The following is a 13,923-nucleotide window of genomic DNA, read 5'->3' as shown; positions in this document are numbered from 1 at the left end:
GCGCGATCCTCTTGACCAATCTCCCGCTGGTTTGCGCCGGGAAGAGAAGCTGGCACTGGGCGTGGCGGTGGTGGCCCACGCGGCGCTGATCGCCGCGCTGACGCTCTCGCCGCCGGGCAAGTCGATCAAGCCGCCGCCCCAGCGCATGGTGGTGACGATCGCCGACGACGTGGCCGACAAGGCCACCTCGCCCGAGCCCAACGCCCAGACCGCGCCCGACGTGGCGCCCGCGCTGGGCGAGCAGCAGCAAGCCGCCGAGCCGGAAACGGCACCGCCCGCGCCGGTGGAAAAGGTTCAGCCTGCCCCTCCGCCGCCCGCGCCGGTGGAACGGCCGCAGCCCAGGCCCGAGCCGCCCCGGCCTGCGCCGCCCAAGCCCCAACCCAAACCGCAGCCGGTGGTGCGGCATGAGCCGCGCCCGCAACCGCGCCCGCAGCCCCGGCCCGCGCCGCCGCCGCCCAAGCCCGCGCCGGCCCGTCCAGCACCTCCACGCCCGGCGCCACCCCGTCCGGCTCCTGAGCATTCCCCGGCAAAGCCGGCGCCGCGCCAGGCCGAGCACGCTCCGGGCCGCGACAAGCCTGCGCCCACCCCGCCGCGCAAGGCGCCCCAGGGTGGCGATCGCATCGGCAAGGATTTCCTCGCCGGGCTGCCCAGCAACAGCAACCTCGGTGCCTCGCGCAATCCCCCTGCGCAGACCGCCGGACCCGACGTGCGCGCGTCACTGGGCATGGCGCTGTCGCGGCAGATCAAGCCGCATTGGCAAGGGCCGTCTGGCGTCGAGGTGGACAAGCTCGTCACCGTGGTGGCCTGGAACCTCAATCCTGACGGGTCGTTGGCTGGAAAGCCGGTGATCGTATCGCAAAGCGGGATTACCGACGCCAATCGTGCCCAGGCCCATCGCCATGCCGAACTGGCGATCCGTGCAGTGGAACTGGCCGCGCCGTTCAATTTGCCGCCGCAGTACTACAACAGCTGGAAGCGCGTTTCCGCGTTTCGCTTTGACTGGAAGCTGTCACAATGAAGCGAATTTCAACCGCTCTTCTTGGTGTCTTGCTGGCTGGCCTGGGGGCCGGGCCGGCGCTTGCCCAGCAACAGACCCTGCCAGCCTCAAACGCGCCGCAGGCAGCGCCCACCACCGCCGCGCCCGATGACGGCGGCTTGACCGGCTCTGTCACCGGCGAGGGCGCCTGGCAGGATCTGGGCGTGGCCATTCCGGCGTTCCCCACCGACAACGCCGTGCCAACGGCGGCCGATGGTGGCAATACGGCGGCACTGGGCAAGAACCTGGCGCGGGTGGTCTATAATGACCTCAAGAACAATGGCCTGTTCAAGCCGACCGGCCCTGATGCGCTGCCGGGCATCGGCTATCAGGAAGTGGCCGCCCCCAATTTCAGCGGCTGGCGTGCGCGCTCTGCCGAAATGCTGGTGCAGGGCTTTGTGCGCGCCGCCGCCGATGGCCGGCTGACAGTAGGCTGCTATCTCTATGACGTGGGGCTGGGCAGCGAACTGGCGCGCCAGGGCTATGTCGTCCAGCCCGGCGATTGGCGCCGCGCCGCGCACAAGTGCGCCGACATGGTCTATTCGCGCCTGTCGGGCGAGAGCCCGTTCTTTGACAGCAAGATCGCCTATATCGCCGAAACCGGGCCCAAGGATCACCGGCGCAAGCAGCTGGCGATCATGGATTCCGATGGTGCCAACCATCGCTTCATCACCAATGGCCAGGCCACCGCGCTGACGCCGCGCTATTCGCCCGATTACCAGCAGATCGCCTATCTGTCGTATCTCAACGGCAATCCGCGCATCTATGTCTATGATATCGGATCGGGCACGCAGCATCTCGTGCTGCAAAGCCGCAACCCCACGTTCGCGCCGCGCTGGTCGCCCGATGGCAAGTCTTTGCTGTTCTCCATGGCGATTGGCGGCAACACCGATATCTATCGCATCCCCGCGACCGGGGGTGAACCGGTGCGGCTGACCAATACGCCGGGCATCAACGTGGGTGGTTCCTACAGCCCCGATGGCAAGCGCATCGTGTTTGAAAGCGATCGCTCGGGCAGCCAGCAGGTCTATGTGATGAACGCCGATGGCACCGACCAGAAGCGCATCAGCTTCTTCGGCGGCCGCGCGGCGACGCCGGAATGGAGCCCGCGCGGCGACCAGATCGCGTTTACCTGCATCTGCGGCAACCTGCGCGTGGCCGTGATGAACCCGAGCGGTGGCGACATGCGCTTCCTGACCAACAGCTGGCAGGATGAAGCGCCCACCTGGTCTCCCAATGGCCGTATCGTGCAGTTCTTCCGCACGGAAAAGAACACGGGCCATACCTCCATTTGGCAGGTCGATCTGACCGGCCTCAACGAACGCAAGCTCAATACCCCGGTCGATGCTTCTGACCCGGCTTGGGGTCCTGTCTTGCCGTAACCGGTGCAGCCTGGTGGCTGCACCATTTCTCAGCCCCCCGACGTTTTGTGCAGTGCAAAACTTTCTCATCCGCCCTGAGGAGAATATGATGAAACGCACGCTTCTTACCGTAACGCTTTTGGCAGGCAGCATTTCGCTGGCCGCCTGTTCGTCGAACTCGGCGAAGAATCGCACGGCCGCCGAACTGCCGCCGCCACCGGCTTCGTCGACCACCACCACCCCGCCGCCGCCGCCGAGCGGCCCGGCTGCTGGCAGCCAGGCTGATTTCGTGGCCTCGGTGCAGTCTGACACGATCCACTTCGACACCGACCGTTACAACGTCGATGCGCAGAGCCAGACGATCCTGCAGAGCCAGGCGCAGTGGCTGGCCCGCTATCCGATGAAGCGTGTCACCATCGAAGGGCACTGCGACGAACGCGGTACCCGTGACTACAACATCGCCCTGGGCGAACGCCGCGCCAATGCGGCCAAGAACTACCTGGTCAGCCTGGGCGTCGATGCCAGCCGCATCAGCACGGTCAGCTATGGCAAGGAACGCCCGATCGCCCTCGGCTCTGACGAAGCCGCCTGGGCACAGAACCGCCGCGCGGTGACTGTCACCGTACAGTAAGGGACAGCTTGCGCCGGGGGGCCGCCGGTGGTTAAGAGCGAATCCGTCTTAGAGGGGGCGCCTTGTGCGGCAATGGCCGTGCATGGCGCCCCATCCGCGTCAGGAGAAAGTGGCAAGGCCGATGGCACGGCAAGGGCGATCAAGCGACTGGGGTTTTCCCCGCTGGCGCGGCTATGGCAGCGCGCGCGAGGCCGTGAACGTGCGCCTGTGCGATCGCGCCGGCTGCAACGAGCCCGGCAATTGCCCCGCGCCCAAATCTCCCAACAGCCCTGATCGCTGGTATTTCTGCGAAAAGCATGCCGCCGAATATAATGCCGGCTGGGACTATTTCGCGGGGCTCGACAAGGAAGAAGCCGCCGCGCGCGAGCAGGCCGAGCGCCGCACCAACGAAGGCTATAGCGATTCGTCGTGGAAGGCCTGGGCCGGCCCTGGCGATGGCAGCCGCAGCCGCGACGAACTGCGCGCGCTGGAAGCCTTGGGCCTTGATCCCGATGCCGCGTTCGAAAACGTGCGCAAGGCCTGGCGCACCCGCGCCAAGGAAGTGCACCCCGACGTGCGCCCTGGCGACGCGAAAGCTGCCGAGGAATTCCAGAAGCTGCAACTGGCCTACGAAGTGCTGCGCGCCGCCGAAGAGCGCCGCACGTGGAAGGGGTCGGGGATCTAGCCTGCCTTGGGGCGCAGGATACGGCCTCAGTTTTCGATTCTGCGGCCTTCGCGTGCCGTGCGCCGGCCCTCGGTAATGCCATAGGCGATGCCGCCAAGGCAGAGACAGGCCAGAAAGCCAAGGGCAAAGAACGTGGCGGGGTTGGGTCCAATCACGCCAGCCTTGGCAAGGGCTACACCAAGTGGCCCCAACGCCGCTGCTAATGCCAACCAGGCCGTCTTATTGTTGCGCATGTTCTGTCTCCAAGGTGGCATCATGCTTGCGCGTCGGGAATAGTGTAAAGTGCTTTGACGCGATCGGCCAGCCCTGCCAATCCTGAGGGCAAGGAGAGCGCGCATGGCCAAGGTTCGTTTCGATTGGGAAGATGCCCTGGGGCTGGACAGCCAGTTGACCACAGATGAGCGGATGGTGCGCGATGCCGCGCGCGCGTTTGCCCAGGACCGGCTGCAGCCGCGCGTGATCGATGCATTCGCCACCGAAACTACCGATCCAGAGATCTTTGCCGAAATGGGCGCGCAGGGCCTGTTGGGCGTGACGCTGCCCGAACGGTTTGGCGGGGCGGGAGCCTCGTATGTCGCCTATGGCCTGGCCGCGCGCGAGGTGGAGCGGGTCGATTCCGGCTATCGTTCGATGATGAGCGTGCAGTCGAGCCTGGTCATCCACCCGATCAATGCCTATGGCTCTGACGCACAAAGGGAAAAATATCTGCCTCGGCTGGCCAGCGGCGCGGCCATCGGCTGTTTTGGCCTGACCGAGCCCGATGCCGGATCAGACCCGGCCGGCATGCGCACCCGTGCGCAGAAGGTCGATGGCGGTTATCTGCTGAGCGGCACCAAGACGTGGATTTCAAACGCGCCGATTGCCGATGTCTTCGTGATCTGGGCCAAGAGCGATGCCCACGGTGGCGCCATTCGCGGTTTCGTGCTGGAAAAGGGCATGCCCGGCCTTTCGGCGCCCAAGATCGGCGGCAAGCTGTCGCTGCGCGCCTCGGTCACCGGGCAAGTGGTGATGGACCAGGTCTTGGTGCCCGAAGAGGCGTTGCTGCCGGGGGTGGAGGGGCTGAAAGGCCCGTTCGGCTGCCTCAACCGCGCGCGCTATGGCATTGCCTGGGGGGCGATGGGCGCGGCCGAGTTCTGCTTTGCCGCCGCGCGGCAATATGGGCTGGACCGGCACCAGTTCGGCCGCCCGCTGGCCGCCACGCAGCTCTATCAGAAAAAGCTGGCCGACATGCTCACCGAAATCACCCTGGGTGTTCAGGCCGTGCTGCGGCTGGGCCGCTTGCTTGATGAAGACGGCGCTGCGCCCGAAGTGATCTCGATCCTCAAGCGTAACAACGTGGGCAAGGCGCTCGATATCGCCCGCATGGCGCGCGACATGCACGGCGGCAATGGCATTTCCGGGGAATATCAGGTGATCCGCCACATGGTGAACCTGGAAACGGTGAACACCTATGAAGGCACGCACGATGTGCATGCGCTGATCCTGGGCCGGGCGATTACCGGGATCGCGGCGTTTTGACCGGCACGGCCGCTGCGGCGCCGCCGCTCGCCGACCTGCGCGTGATCGAATTCGCGCGCGTGCTGGCCGGGCCCTGGGCGGGGCAGATCCTGGCGGACCTGGGGGCAGAGGTGATCAAGGTGGAAAGCGCGGGCGGCGATGATACCCGCGCCTGGGGGCCGCCGTTCATCGCCAATCCCGATGGCAGCCAAGATGCAGCCTATTTCCACGCCACCAACCGCGGCAAGCGTTCGCTGGTGCTGGACCTTGCCACCGCGGCGGGGCAGGCGCAGGCCCGCGCGCTGGTGGCCGATGCCGATGTGGTGATCGAGAATTTCAAGCTGGGCGGCATGGCGCGGTTCGGGCTGGATTATGCCAGCCTGGCCGCGCACAATCCGGGGCTGGTCTATTGCGCGATCACCGGGTTTGGCCAGGACGGGCCCTATGCCGCGCGCGCCGGCTATGATTTCATCGTCCAGGGCATGAGCGGGATCATGGACCTGACCGGCGCGCCCGATGGCCCGCCGCAAAAGATCGGCGTGGCCTTTGCCGATATCATGACCGGCCTTTATGCCGTGATCGCCATCCAGGCCGCGCTGGCAGAGCGCGCGCGATCCGGGCGCGGGCAGATGATCGACATGGCGCTGATGGACGTGATGACTGGGGTTCTGGCCAACCAGGCGATGAATTATCTGGCCTCGGGCGTGGCGCCGGTGCGCATGGGCAATGCCCATCCCAACATCGTGCCCTATGCGGTCTTTCCGGCCGCCGATGGCTGGCTGATCCTGGCGGTGGGCAACGATGGGCAGTTTGCCCGCCTTTGCGCGGTGCTGGGCCTAGCCATGCAGCCGGGCTGGGCCAACAACCCTGGCCGGCTGGCCGATCGGCCTGCGCTCACCGCCGCGATCGAGGCGGCGACAGTCACGTGGGCGCGCGATGATCTGCTGGCCGCCCTGGAGCGCGAAGGCGTGCCGGCCGGGCCGATCAACACCGTGGCGCAGGCCTTTGCCGATCCGCAGGTGCGCCATCGCGGGCTGGAACTGGCCATGCCGCGGGGCGAGGGCGATGTGGTACCCGGCGTTGCCCTGCCGATCCGCTTTTCCCGCTCTGCATTGGCCACCCCGCACCCGTCACCGCAGTTGGGCGAGATGAACCGCAACCATCTGCCGGGCGGTGCGCCCGTGCGGCAAAGCGCCGGGCCAAGTGATTGACAGCCGGTGCTATTACCGCCGATTCTGCGGCGCACAGGGATAGCGCGGGGGCGCAAGAGCATGGGGTTGCGATGACGCGATATGGAATGGGTGCGGCGCTGGCTTTGGCGCTGCTGGCATGCCCGGCACTGGCACAGGCCAAGGGGCTGGGGGTTGAGGCCACTGGCGGCAAGGCCGATGGGCAATGGGGCGCCGAACTGGGCGCCAGCTATAGCATGGGCTTTGGTCCGTTTACCGTGCGGCCGGTGGTGGGGGCATTCATTCCCACCGAAGACGGCGCCAGCACCTCGATCTATGCCAAGGGTGAGGCCACCTTCACCATTCCGGCCGTGGCCGAACTGGGGCTGGGCGCGCGCCTGGCGCATGAAAAGGTGCGGGCCTATGCCTTGGCGGCCTTTCCGATCCTGCCCAAGTTCAAGCTGACCCTGCAGGGTGGCGAGCACTATGGCGCGGCGGGCTTGCGGTTTTCATTCTGAAGCGCTGCCCTGGCTCTGGCTTTGATCCTGGCCAAGGCCGGGTTCGAAGACCGACCAGCCGGTGTGCTGCACCAGCCGCTCCAGCGCCAGGGTGCCGGCCAGCGAATTGCCCCGCGCGTTGAGACCGGGCGACCAGACGGCAATGCTCGCCACCCCCGGCGCGATCGCCAGGATGCCGCCGCCCACGCCGGATTTGCCGGGCAATCCGGTGCGGAATGCGAATTCGCCCGATCCGTCATAGTGCCCGCAGGTAAGCATCAGGGCGTTGATGCGCCGCGCGCGCTGGGGTGACACCACGCTGCGCCCGGTATCGGGATTGCGGCCCCGCGCCATGAGATAGCGCCCGGCCATGGCCAGTTGGCGGCAGTTCATCGCCAGGGCGCACTGGTGGAAATAGAGGCCCAGCACCTTTTCCACCGGGTGGTGGATATTGCCGAACGCGCGCATGTAATTCGCCAGGGCCATGTTGCGATAGCCGGTTTCCTGCTCGCCGCGCGCTACCTCTTCATCCACCACGATGCTGTCATCGCCGGCGAGCGCGCGCACGAAGCGCAGCATCTCGCCGATTGCCTCACGCGGTTCATAGCGGCCGAGCAGGATATCGCTGACGACAATGGCCCCGGCATTGATGAACGGGTTGCGCGGGATGCCGTGCTCGCTTTCGAGCTGGACGATCGAGTTGAACGCGCTGCCCGAAGGCTCGCGCCCCACCCGTTGCCACAGCGCATCGCCCACCGCGCCCAGCGCCATGGTCAGGGCGAAGACCTTGGAAATACTCTGGATCGAAAAGGCTTCCTGCGCGTCGCCGGCCATGTGGCAGGTGCCATCGGCCATGACCACGGCGATGCCAAAGCGATCGGCCGGAACCGTCGCCAGCGCCGGGATATAGTCGGCCACCGTGCCCTTTTCGGGGTGGTTGCGCATTTCGGCGGCAATCTCGTGCACGATGGCGCCCAGGTCGGGCATGGCAATCTCCCTTTGGCAGCCTCCCTTTCACACCAGGCGGGGCCAGGGCAAGTGCGGGATAGCCAGCGCCCTGCTTAAGGGTTTATGGGGGCGTCGCCATGGACCCGATCACTGTTGCCGCGCTCTATCAGTTTGCCCCCTTTGCCGATCCGGCCGCCCTGCGCGCGCCGCTGCTGCAACTGTGCGCGGAACACGGCGTGAAAGGCACGCTGCTGCTGGCGGGCGAGGGGGTCAACGGCACGATCGCCGGCAGCGCGGCGGGGATCGCCGCCGTGGTGGCGCATGTGCGCAGCCTGCCGCACTGCGCCGGGCTCGACGTGAAGTATTCCACCGCCGCGACGATGCCGTTTGCCCGCATGAAAGTGCGCCTCAAGCGCGAGATCGTGACCATGGGCGTCGATGGGATCGATCCTTTGGCCAGCGTTGGCACCTATATCGATCCGCACGACTGGAACGCGCTGATCAGCGATCCCGACACCATCGTGATCGACACACGCAACGATTACGAAGTGGCCGTGGGCACCTTTGCCGGGGCAATCGATCCGCAAACGCGCAGTTTTCGCGAGTTTCCGGCCTGGTTTCGCCGTCAGCGCGACGCCTTGCTGGGTGAAGGGCGCCAGCCGCGCGTGGCGATGTTCTGCACCGGCGGCATCCGCTGCGAGAAATCGACCGCCTTTCTCAAGGGCGAAGGGGTGGATGCGGTCTATCACCTGAAGGGCGGCATCCTCAATTACCTGGAACAGATGCCCGAGACAGAAAGCCTGTGGCAGGGCGAATGCTTCGTGTTCGACGAGCGCGTGGCGATCGGCCATGGCCTCAAGCCGGGCAGCCATGTGCTGTGCGGGCCGTGCGGCCGGCCGGTGGATGCGGCGGGCCAGCAATCGCCACTTTATCGTGCGGGCGTGTCGTGCCCGGCATGCCATGGCGAAGGCAGCGGCGACGCCGACGCCTGAGTGTGGCTGCGCCCCTTGCCGAGCCGTGCCGCCAGGCGATAGCATCGCATGATACCGCAACAGGGCTGAGGATCTTTCCAGTTGAATGACATTCCGGACATGCCGCAGGGCGACGATGAAGGCCGTGGCACCGGCAACCGCTATCGCGCGCCGGCGCTGGAAAAGGGGCTCGACGTGATCGAGTTGCTGGTCAATTCCGGCCGGGCGATGACCATGACCGAAATCTGCCAGCGCCTGGGCCGCTCGCAGGGGGAAATGTTCCGCATGGTGCAGGTGCTGCAGGCGCGCGGCTTTGTCGAACAGGACGGCGCCAACGACGGCTATTACCTGACCGACCTGTTGTTCACCATGGCGATGCGCCAGCCGCCCACGCAGAACCTGGTCGAAGTGGCGCTGCCGCGCATGCGCCAGCTGGCGATGGATATTGGCCAGTCGTGCCATCTGGTGTTCCACACCCGGGGTGAGATCGTGGTGGTGGCGCGCATGGAATCGAACGAGCAGATCGGCTTTTCGGTGCGCATCGGCCATCGCCTGGCGCTGCACCGGTCGGTATCGGGCGTGGTGCTGTTCGGCCACCAGCCGGCCGATATCCAGCAGGCCTGGCTGGCACAGCTTTCCCCCGCGACCGACCGCGGCGAGATTGCCGCCTTCGTCAAGGCCGCCAAGGCTGCGGCCGCCCAAGGGCACGCGCAGGCGCAAAGCACGTTCGTGAACGGCATCAGCGACATTTCCGCCCCGATCATGCGGGGTGATCGCGCGGCGGCGGCGCTGACTGTGCCGTTCATCCACCATGGCAACCTGCAAAAGACCATGGACGAGGCGACTGGCCACCTGGTGGAAACCGCGCGACAGATATCCGAGCTGCTGTCCACGGCCGACAGCCGGGTGTGAACGCAAGGCGGGCGGTGAATATCGTCCTTGCAAATATGAAAGCTATTTTTGTATGTGAGAGGAACGAGCTGGCCACCATGGCGCGGCGGTGGGAGTTTGGGCGGGATGCTGGGATTTGGCGGCGCAGCGCTGGGCAATCTCTATCGCGCCATCCCCGATGACAAGGCGCAGGCGACGCTGGCTACGGCATGGGACGGCGGCATCCGCCTGTTCGACACCGCGCCATATTATGGCCTGGGCCTTTCCGAACAGCGGCTGGGCGCGTTTCTGCGCGGCAAACCACGCGCCGACTATGTGATTTCCACCAAGGTCGGCCGCCTGCTGGAATACGATGCCTCGCTGGAAGGCGCGGCCGAAAGCCATGGCTTTGCCGACCCGCTGCCCTATCGCGTGCGCTTCGATTACTCCTATGACGGGGTGATGCGCGCCTTTGAAAGCAGCCTTGATCGGCTGGGGCTGGAGCGCATCGACATCCTGCTGGTGCACGACATTGGCGAAGTGACTCACGGCAATGACGCAGCCCGCCATTTTCGCGACCTGGCCGAGGGCGGCTATCGCGCGCTGGCGCAGCTGCGCGAGGCAGGCGTGGTGGGTGCGATCGGCTTGGGCGTGAACGAATGGGACGTGTGCCTGGCGGCCATGGCCATCGGGCGTTGGGACCGCTTTCTGCTGGCCGGCCGATATACCCTGCTGGAGCAGGAGGCGCTGCACGCGTTCCTGCCGCAATGCCTGGATCATGGCGCCAAAGTGCTGCTGGGCGGGGTGTTCAACAGCGGCATCCTGGCCAGCGGCACCAGCGGCCCCGGCCCGCACTATTACAACTATGCCCCGGCGCCGCCGGACGTGATTGCCCGCGTGGCGCGGATCGAGGCGGTGTGTGAGGCCCATGGCGTAAGCCTGGCCGCTGCCGCGCTCGCCTTTCCCCAGGCGCATCCGGCGGTGGCCGCCGTGATGCCGGGCCTGGCCAGCGCCGCCGAGGTGCACAGCGCCCTGGCCCTGGCGGCAACGCCGATCCCGCCGGCGCTGTGGGCCGACCTGGTGGCGCAAGGGCTGCTCGATCCCGCAGCACCGGTGCCCGTTGCCGAACGCGGGCAGGGCGCCCTGGCATGATCCTGGATGGCCACCAGCATTTCTGGGCACTGGCCAATCCATTCACGGATTGGCCCACGGCCGATCTCGCGCCGATCCATCGCGATTTTCTGCCGAGCGATTTTCCTGCAGCCGCAGCGGTTTGGGGCACCATACTTGTGCAAGCCGCGCCCGATCGCGCCGAAACCGCGTGGCTCCTGCGCCTGGCGCAGGATCATCCGCTGGTGCGCGGCGTGGTCGGCTGGGCCGATCTGGCCGCGCCCGATGCGCCCGTCCAGATTGCCGCTTTGGCGCAGGAGCCGCTGCTCAAGGGGTTGCGCCCGATGTTGCAGGGGCTCGACGATCCGCGCTGGATCTTGCGCGCCGATGTGGCCGATGGCCTGGATGCCATGGCCCGGCATGGCTTGCGCCTGGATGCATTGGTGCGGGCGCCGCAACTGCCGGTGATCGCCCAGCTGGCCGCGCGCCATCCCACCTTGCGCATCGTGCTCGATCATGCGGGCAAGCCGGATATTGCTGGGAACGGCCACGCCACGTGGGCGCGCGATCTGGCCGCGCTGTCTGGCCATGGCAATGTCTGGTGCAAGCTGTCTGGGCTGTGGACCGAGGCGGGTGGCCAGACCGACGACGCCACGATCGCGCCCTATGTCGATGAGGTTTTGGCCTGCTTTGGCCCGGATCGCGTGATCTGGGGCAGCGACTGGCCGGTGCTGCATCTGGCCGGGGATTATCACGACTGGCTGGCGCAGTGCCGCCGGCTGCTTTCGGGTTTCAATGAAACGGAACAGGCGCAGGTTTTCCTGCACAACGGGGTTGGGTTTTATGGTCTCGCCACAAGCTGATCTGGCGCAGGAAGCGTTCCTGCTGCTGGACCCGGCAGACAATGTGCTGGTGTGTATTCGCGATGCCGCGCTGGGCGAGATCGTGACGATCGATGGCGTGGCGGTGCCGCTGCCCCAGGCCGTGCCGCTGGGCCACAAGATTGCCCGCCATGACCTGGCCGTGGGCGACAAGGTGCTGCGCTATGGCGCGCCGATCGGCAGCATGAAGGCAGCGACCCCGCGCGGCGGCCACGTTCATTCCCACAACCTGGCGAGCGATTACATTCCCGCCCATGGCCGCGATGCCAGCACGAAAGGCAGCAAGTGATGCAGCATCACCCCATCCAGGGTTTCCTGCGTGCCGATGGACGCAAGGGCGTGCGCAATGTGGTGCTGGTCGCCTATCTGGTGGAATGCGCCCACCATGTGGCGCGGCGCATCGTCAGCGCGATCGACGATCCCGATGTGCAACTGGCCGGCTTTCCCGGCTGCTATCCCAACAGCTATGCCGCGCAGATGATGGCGGCGATCGCCACCCATCCCAATGTGGGCGGCGTGCTGGTGATTTCGCTGGGCTGCGAAGGCTTTGACCGCCAGACTCTGGCTGCGCAGGTCGCGGCCAGCGGCCGGCCGGTGGAAACCCTGGTGATCCAGCAGACCGGCGGCACCCGCGCCACGATCGATGCCGGGCGGGAAGCGGTCGCCCGCCTGCGCGCCGCGGCCGAGCAGGCCCCGCGCGTGCCGATGGCCGTGTCGGAACTGGTGGTCGGCACGATCTGCGGCGGATCTGACGGCACCAGCGGCATCACTGCCAATCCGGCCGTGGGGCGCTGTTTCGATATGCTGGTGGCCGAGGGTGCCACCTGCATCTTCGAGGAAACCGGCGAGCTGATCGGGTGCGAGCAGGTCATGGCCGCGCGCGCCGTCACACCCGAACTGGGTGACGAGATCGAGGCCTGCGTGGCCAAGGCCGCCCGCTATTATGCCACGCTGGGCTATGGCAGCTTTGCCCCCGGCAATGCCGATGGCGGGCTGACCACCCAGGAGGAAAAGTCGCTCGGCGCCTATTCCAAGTCGGGCGCCTCGCCCATTTCCGGGCTGATCCGCCCGGGCGAGCGGACCGGCGGGCCGGGGCTTTACCTTATGGACGTTGTGCCCGATGGCGAGGTGCGCTTTGGCTTTCCCAACATTTCCGACAATGCCGAAATCGTCGAGATGATCGCCTCGGGCTGCCACCTGATCCTGTTCACCACCGGGCGCGGTTCGGTGGTGGGATCGGCGGTTTCCCCGGTGATCAAGGTTTGCGCCAATCCCGAAACCTATGCCCGCCTGGCCGAAGACATGGACGTGGACGCCGGGCGCATCCTGCATGGCAAGGCCACGCTGGACGAGGTGGGCACCGAGATCTTTGATCAGGTGGTGGCCGTCGCTGCCGGGGCGCAGACCCGATCGGAAGCGCTGGGCCACCAGGAATTCATTCTCACCTATAAGCAATTCGAGCCGAGCGGTCCGGGATGCCTGCCGCTGGCCCACCGTGCAGGAGCCCTGACATGACGCATCACCCGTTCGACCTTACCGGCAAGCGCGCGATCGTGACCGGCGCTGGCCAGGGGATCGGCCGCGCCAGTGCCGAAGCCTTTCGCGATGCCGGGGCCGATGTGTTGGCACTCGATCGCAATCCTGCCGCGCTCGAAGAGCTGCCCGGCTGTCGCACCGCTGTGCTCGACGTGACCGATGCCGCCGCCATCACCGCGCTTGCCGCGCAAGAGGATGGTTTTGACATCGTGTTCAACTGCGCCGGCGTGGTGCACGGCGGCACGATCCTGGACTGCAGCGACGATGACTGGGCCTTTGCCTTTGATCTCAACGTGACGGCGATGTTCCGCCTGATCCGCGCGCTGCTGCCCGGCATGATCGCGCGCGGCGGCGGGTCGATCATCAACATGGCCTCTGTCGCCGGATCGGTGATCGGCGTGCCCAATCGCTTCGCCTATGGCGCCAGCAAGGCGGCGGTGGTCGGGCTGACCAAGGCGGTGGCGGCCGATTTCGTGCAGCAGGGCATCCGCTGCAACGCGATCTGCCCCGGCACCGTGCACTCTCCTTCGCTGGAACAGCGCCTGGCCGCCACCGGCGATTTCGATGCGGCCATGGCTGCGTTCAAGGCGCGCCAGCCAATGGGCCGTATTGGCGATCCGGCGGAAATCGCGGCGCTGGCGCTCTACCTCGCCAGTGATGCCGCTGCCTTTACCACCGGCCAGTGCCACATCATCGATGGCGGGTGGGCCAACAGCTGATCGCCCGCAGCGACGCTGCCTCCCCCTGCAAAC

General features: G+C 66.6%; 16 protein-coding genes. 14 read left to right on the top strand and 2 right to left on the bottom strand.

The features are described from left to right. Positions 1 to 31: 31 nt before the first annotated feature. The 4 genes from C8K14_RS05400 (at position 32) to C8K14_RS05385 (ending at position 3,692) form a co-directional block, all read left to right on the top strand. The gene (locus C8K14_RS05400) at positions 32 to 1,018 is read left to right on the top strand and encodes a TonB C-terminal domain-containing protein (RefSeq protein ID WP_233250914.1); all 987 of its coding nucleotides are present in this window, start codon (positions 32 to 34) and stop codon (positions 1,016 to 1,018) included. Further along, positions 1,015 to 2,418, top strand: coding sequence for a Tol-Pal system beta propeller repeat protein TolB (gene tolB, locus C8K14_RS05395; protein ID WP_107715945.1), 1,404 nt, complete (start codon positions 1,015 to 1,017; stop codon positions 2,416 to 2,418). The genes C8K14_RS05400 and tolB overlap by 4 nt, the downstream gene beginning before the upstream one ends. 88 nt (positions 2,419 to 2,506) lie before the next feature. Next, positions 2,507 to 3,028, top strand: coding sequence for a peptidoglycan-associated lipoprotein Pal (pal, locus tag C8K14_RS05390; RefSeq protein WP_054130901.1), 522 nt, complete (start codon positions 2,507 to 2,509; stop codon positions 3,026 to 3,028). A 121-nt stretch (positions 3,029 to 3,149) separates the two neighbouring features. Further along, positions 3,150 to 3,692 carry a J domain-containing protein gene (locus C8K14_RS05385; RefSeq protein WP_107715944.1) on the top strand — a complete coding sequence of 181 codons (543 nt, stop codon included), beginning with the start codon at positions 3,150 to 3,152 and terminating at the stop codon, positions 3,690 to 3,692. A 26-nt stretch (positions 3,693 to 3,718) separates the two neighbouring features. On the opposite strand, the gene C8K14_RS23110 is transcribed toward C8K14_RS05385, so the two are convergent. Beyond that, positions 3,719 to 3,847, bottom strand: coding sequence for a hypothetical protein (locus tag C8K14_RS23110; RefSeq protein WP_255420050.1), 129 nt, complete (start codon positions 3,845 to 3,847; stop codon positions 3,719 to 3,721). 181 nt (positions 3,848 to 4,028) lie between these two features. Between C8K14_RS23110 and C8K14_RS05380 the strand changes: the two genes are divergently transcribed. From C8K14_RS05380 to C8K14_RS05370, 3 genes are all read left to right on the top strand, one after another. Next, positions 4,029 to 5,210: an acyl-CoA dehydrogenase gene (locus C8K14_RS05380; RefSeq protein ID WP_107715943.1), complete on the top strand. Its 1,182-nt coding sequence runs from the start codon at positions 4,029 to 4,031 to the stop codon at positions 5,208 to 5,210. Continuing rightward, the gene (locus C8K14_RS05375) at positions 5,207 to 6,400 is read left to right on the top strand and encodes a CaiB/BaiF CoA-transferase family protein (RefSeq protein ID WP_107715942.1); all 1,194 of its coding nucleotides are present in this window, start codon (positions 5,207 to 5,209) and stop codon (positions 6,398 to 6,400) included. The genes C8K14_RS05380 and C8K14_RS05375 overlap by 4 nt, the downstream gene beginning before the upstream one ends. Positions 6,401 to 6,471: 71 nt before the next feature. Next, a complete protein-coding gene (locus C8K14_RS05370) occupies positions 6,472 to 6,876 on the top strand; it encodes a hypothetical protein (protein ID WP_133726764.1) in 405 nt (134 codons plus the stop codon). Here C8K14_RS05370 and C8K14_RS05365 read toward each other — a convergent pair. Next, on the bottom strand, positions 6,868 to 7,842 hold the full coding sequence (locus C8K14_RS05365) for a glutaminase (RefSeq protein WP_054130659.1): 975 nt from the start codon (positions 7,840 to 7,842) through the stop codon (positions 6,868 to 6,870). The genes C8K14_RS05370 and C8K14_RS05365 overlap by 9 nt on opposite strands. A gap of 98 nt (positions 7,843 to 7,940) precedes the next feature. On the opposite strand from C8K14_RS05365, the gene C8K14_RS05360 reads away from it, so the two are divergent. From C8K14_RS05360 to C8K14_RS05330, 7 genes are all read left to right on the top strand, one after another. Continuing rightward, complete coding sequence (locus C8K14_RS05360) at positions 7,941 to 8,795, top strand: rhodanese-related sulfurtransferase (protein ID WP_107715940.1); 855 nt, start codon at positions 7,941 to 7,943, stop codon at positions 8,793 to 8,795. Positions 8,796 to 8,876: 81 nt separating this feature from the next. Next, the gene (locus C8K14_RS05355) at positions 8,877 to 9,686 is read left to right on the top strand and encodes an IclR family transcriptional regulator (RefSeq protein ID WP_107715939.1); all 810 of its coding nucleotides are present in this window, start codon (positions 8,877 to 8,879) and stop codon (positions 9,684 to 9,686) included. A 105-nt stretch (positions 9,687 to 9,791) separates the two neighbouring features. After that, positions 9,792 to 10,796, top strand: a complete 1,005-nt coding sequence (locus tag C8K14_RS05350) for an aldo/keto reductase (RefSeq protein WP_107715938.1) — start codon at positions 9,792 to 9,794, stop codon at positions 10,794 to 10,796. Continuing rightward, the gene (locus tag C8K14_RS05345; protein WP_107715937.1) at positions 10,793 to 11,617 is read left to right on the top strand and encodes an amidohydrolase; all 825 of its coding nucleotides are present in this window, start codon (positions 10,793 to 10,795) and stop codon (positions 11,615 to 11,617) included. The genes C8K14_RS05350 and C8K14_RS05345 overlap by 4 nt, the downstream gene beginning before the upstream one ends. Next, a complete protein-coding gene (locus C8K14_RS05340; protein ID WP_054130655.1) occupies positions 11,598 to 11,924 on the top strand; it encodes a UxaA family hydrolase in 327 nt (108 codons plus the stop codon). The genes C8K14_RS05345 and C8K14_RS05340 overlap by 20 nt, the downstream gene beginning before the upstream one ends. After that, the gene (locus tag C8K14_RS05335; RefSeq protein ID WP_107715936.1) at positions 11,924 to 13,150 is read left to right on the top strand and encodes a UxaA family hydrolase; all 1,227 of its coding nucleotides are present in this window, start codon (positions 11,924 to 11,926) and stop codon (positions 13,148 to 13,150) included. Before C8K14_RS05340 ends, C8K14_RS05335 begins: the two co-directional genes overlap by 1 nt. Then, positions 13,147 to 13,890, top strand: a complete 744-nt coding sequence (locus C8K14_RS05330) for an SDR family oxidoreductase (protein ID WP_054130653.1) — start codon at positions 13,147 to 13,149, stop codon at positions 13,888 to 13,890. Before C8K14_RS05335 ends, C8K14_RS05330 begins: the two co-directional genes overlap by 4 nt. Positions 13,891 to 13,923 lie beyond the last annotated feature (33 nt).

This window comes from Novosphingobium sp. GV079 (assembly GCF_003058045.1).
GTDB lineage: Bacteria > Pseudomonadota > Alphaproteobacteria > Sphingomonadales > Sphingomonadaceae > Novosphingobium > Novosphingobium capsulatum.
Note: the sequence above shows the minus strand (reverse complement) of the source record. Positions and strands in the feature narration are given on the sequence as shown.

Coding starts and splice junctions, on each gene's coding strand:
- C8K14_RS05335 (WP_107715936.1), top strand. CDS start 11,924: ATGCAGCATCACCCCATCCAGGGTTTCCTGCGTGCCGATGGACGCAAG.
- C8K14_RS05345 (WP_107715937.1), top strand. CDS start 10,793: ATGATCCTGGATGGCCACCAGCATTTCTGGGCACTGGCCAATCCATTC.
- tolB (WP_107715945.1), top strand. CDS start 1,015: ATGAAGCGAATTTCAACCGCTCTTCTTGGTGTCTTGCTGGCTGGCCTG.
- pal (WP_054130901.1), top strand. CDS start 2,507: ATGAAACGCACGCTTCTTACCGTAACGCTTTTGGCAGGCAGCATTTCG.
- C8K14_RS05330 (WP_054130653.1), top strand. CDS start 13,147: ATGACGCATCACCCGTTCGACCTTACCGGCAAGCGCGCGATCGTGACC.
- C8K14_RS05340 (WP_054130655.1), top strand. CDS start 11,598: ATGGTCTCGCCACAAGCTGATCTGGCGCAGGAAGCGTTCCTGCTGCTG.
- C8K14_RS05365 (WP_054130659.1), bottom strand. CDS start 7,842: ATGCCCGACCTGGGCGCCATCGTGCACGAGATTGCCGCCGAAATGCGC.
- C8K14_RS05360 (WP_107715940.1), top strand. CDS start 7,941: ATGGACCCGATCACTGTTGCCGCGCTCTATCAGTTTGCCCCCTTTGCC.
- C8K14_RS05385 (WP_107715944.1), top strand. CDS start 3,150: ATGGCACGGCAAGGGCGATCAAGCGACTGGGGTTTTCCCCGCTGGCGC.
- C8K14_RS05370 (WP_133726764.1), top strand. CDS start 6,472: ATGACGCGATATGGAATGGGTGCGGCGCTGGCTTTGGCGCTGCTGGCA.
- C8K14_RS05350 (WP_107715938.1), top strand. CDS start 9,792: ATGCTGGGATTTGGCGGCGCAGCGCTGGGCAATCTCTATCGCGCCATC.
- C8K14_RS05380 (WP_107715943.1), top strand. CDS start 4,029: ATGGCCAAGGTTCGTTTCGATTGGGAAGATGCCCTGGGGCTGGACAGC.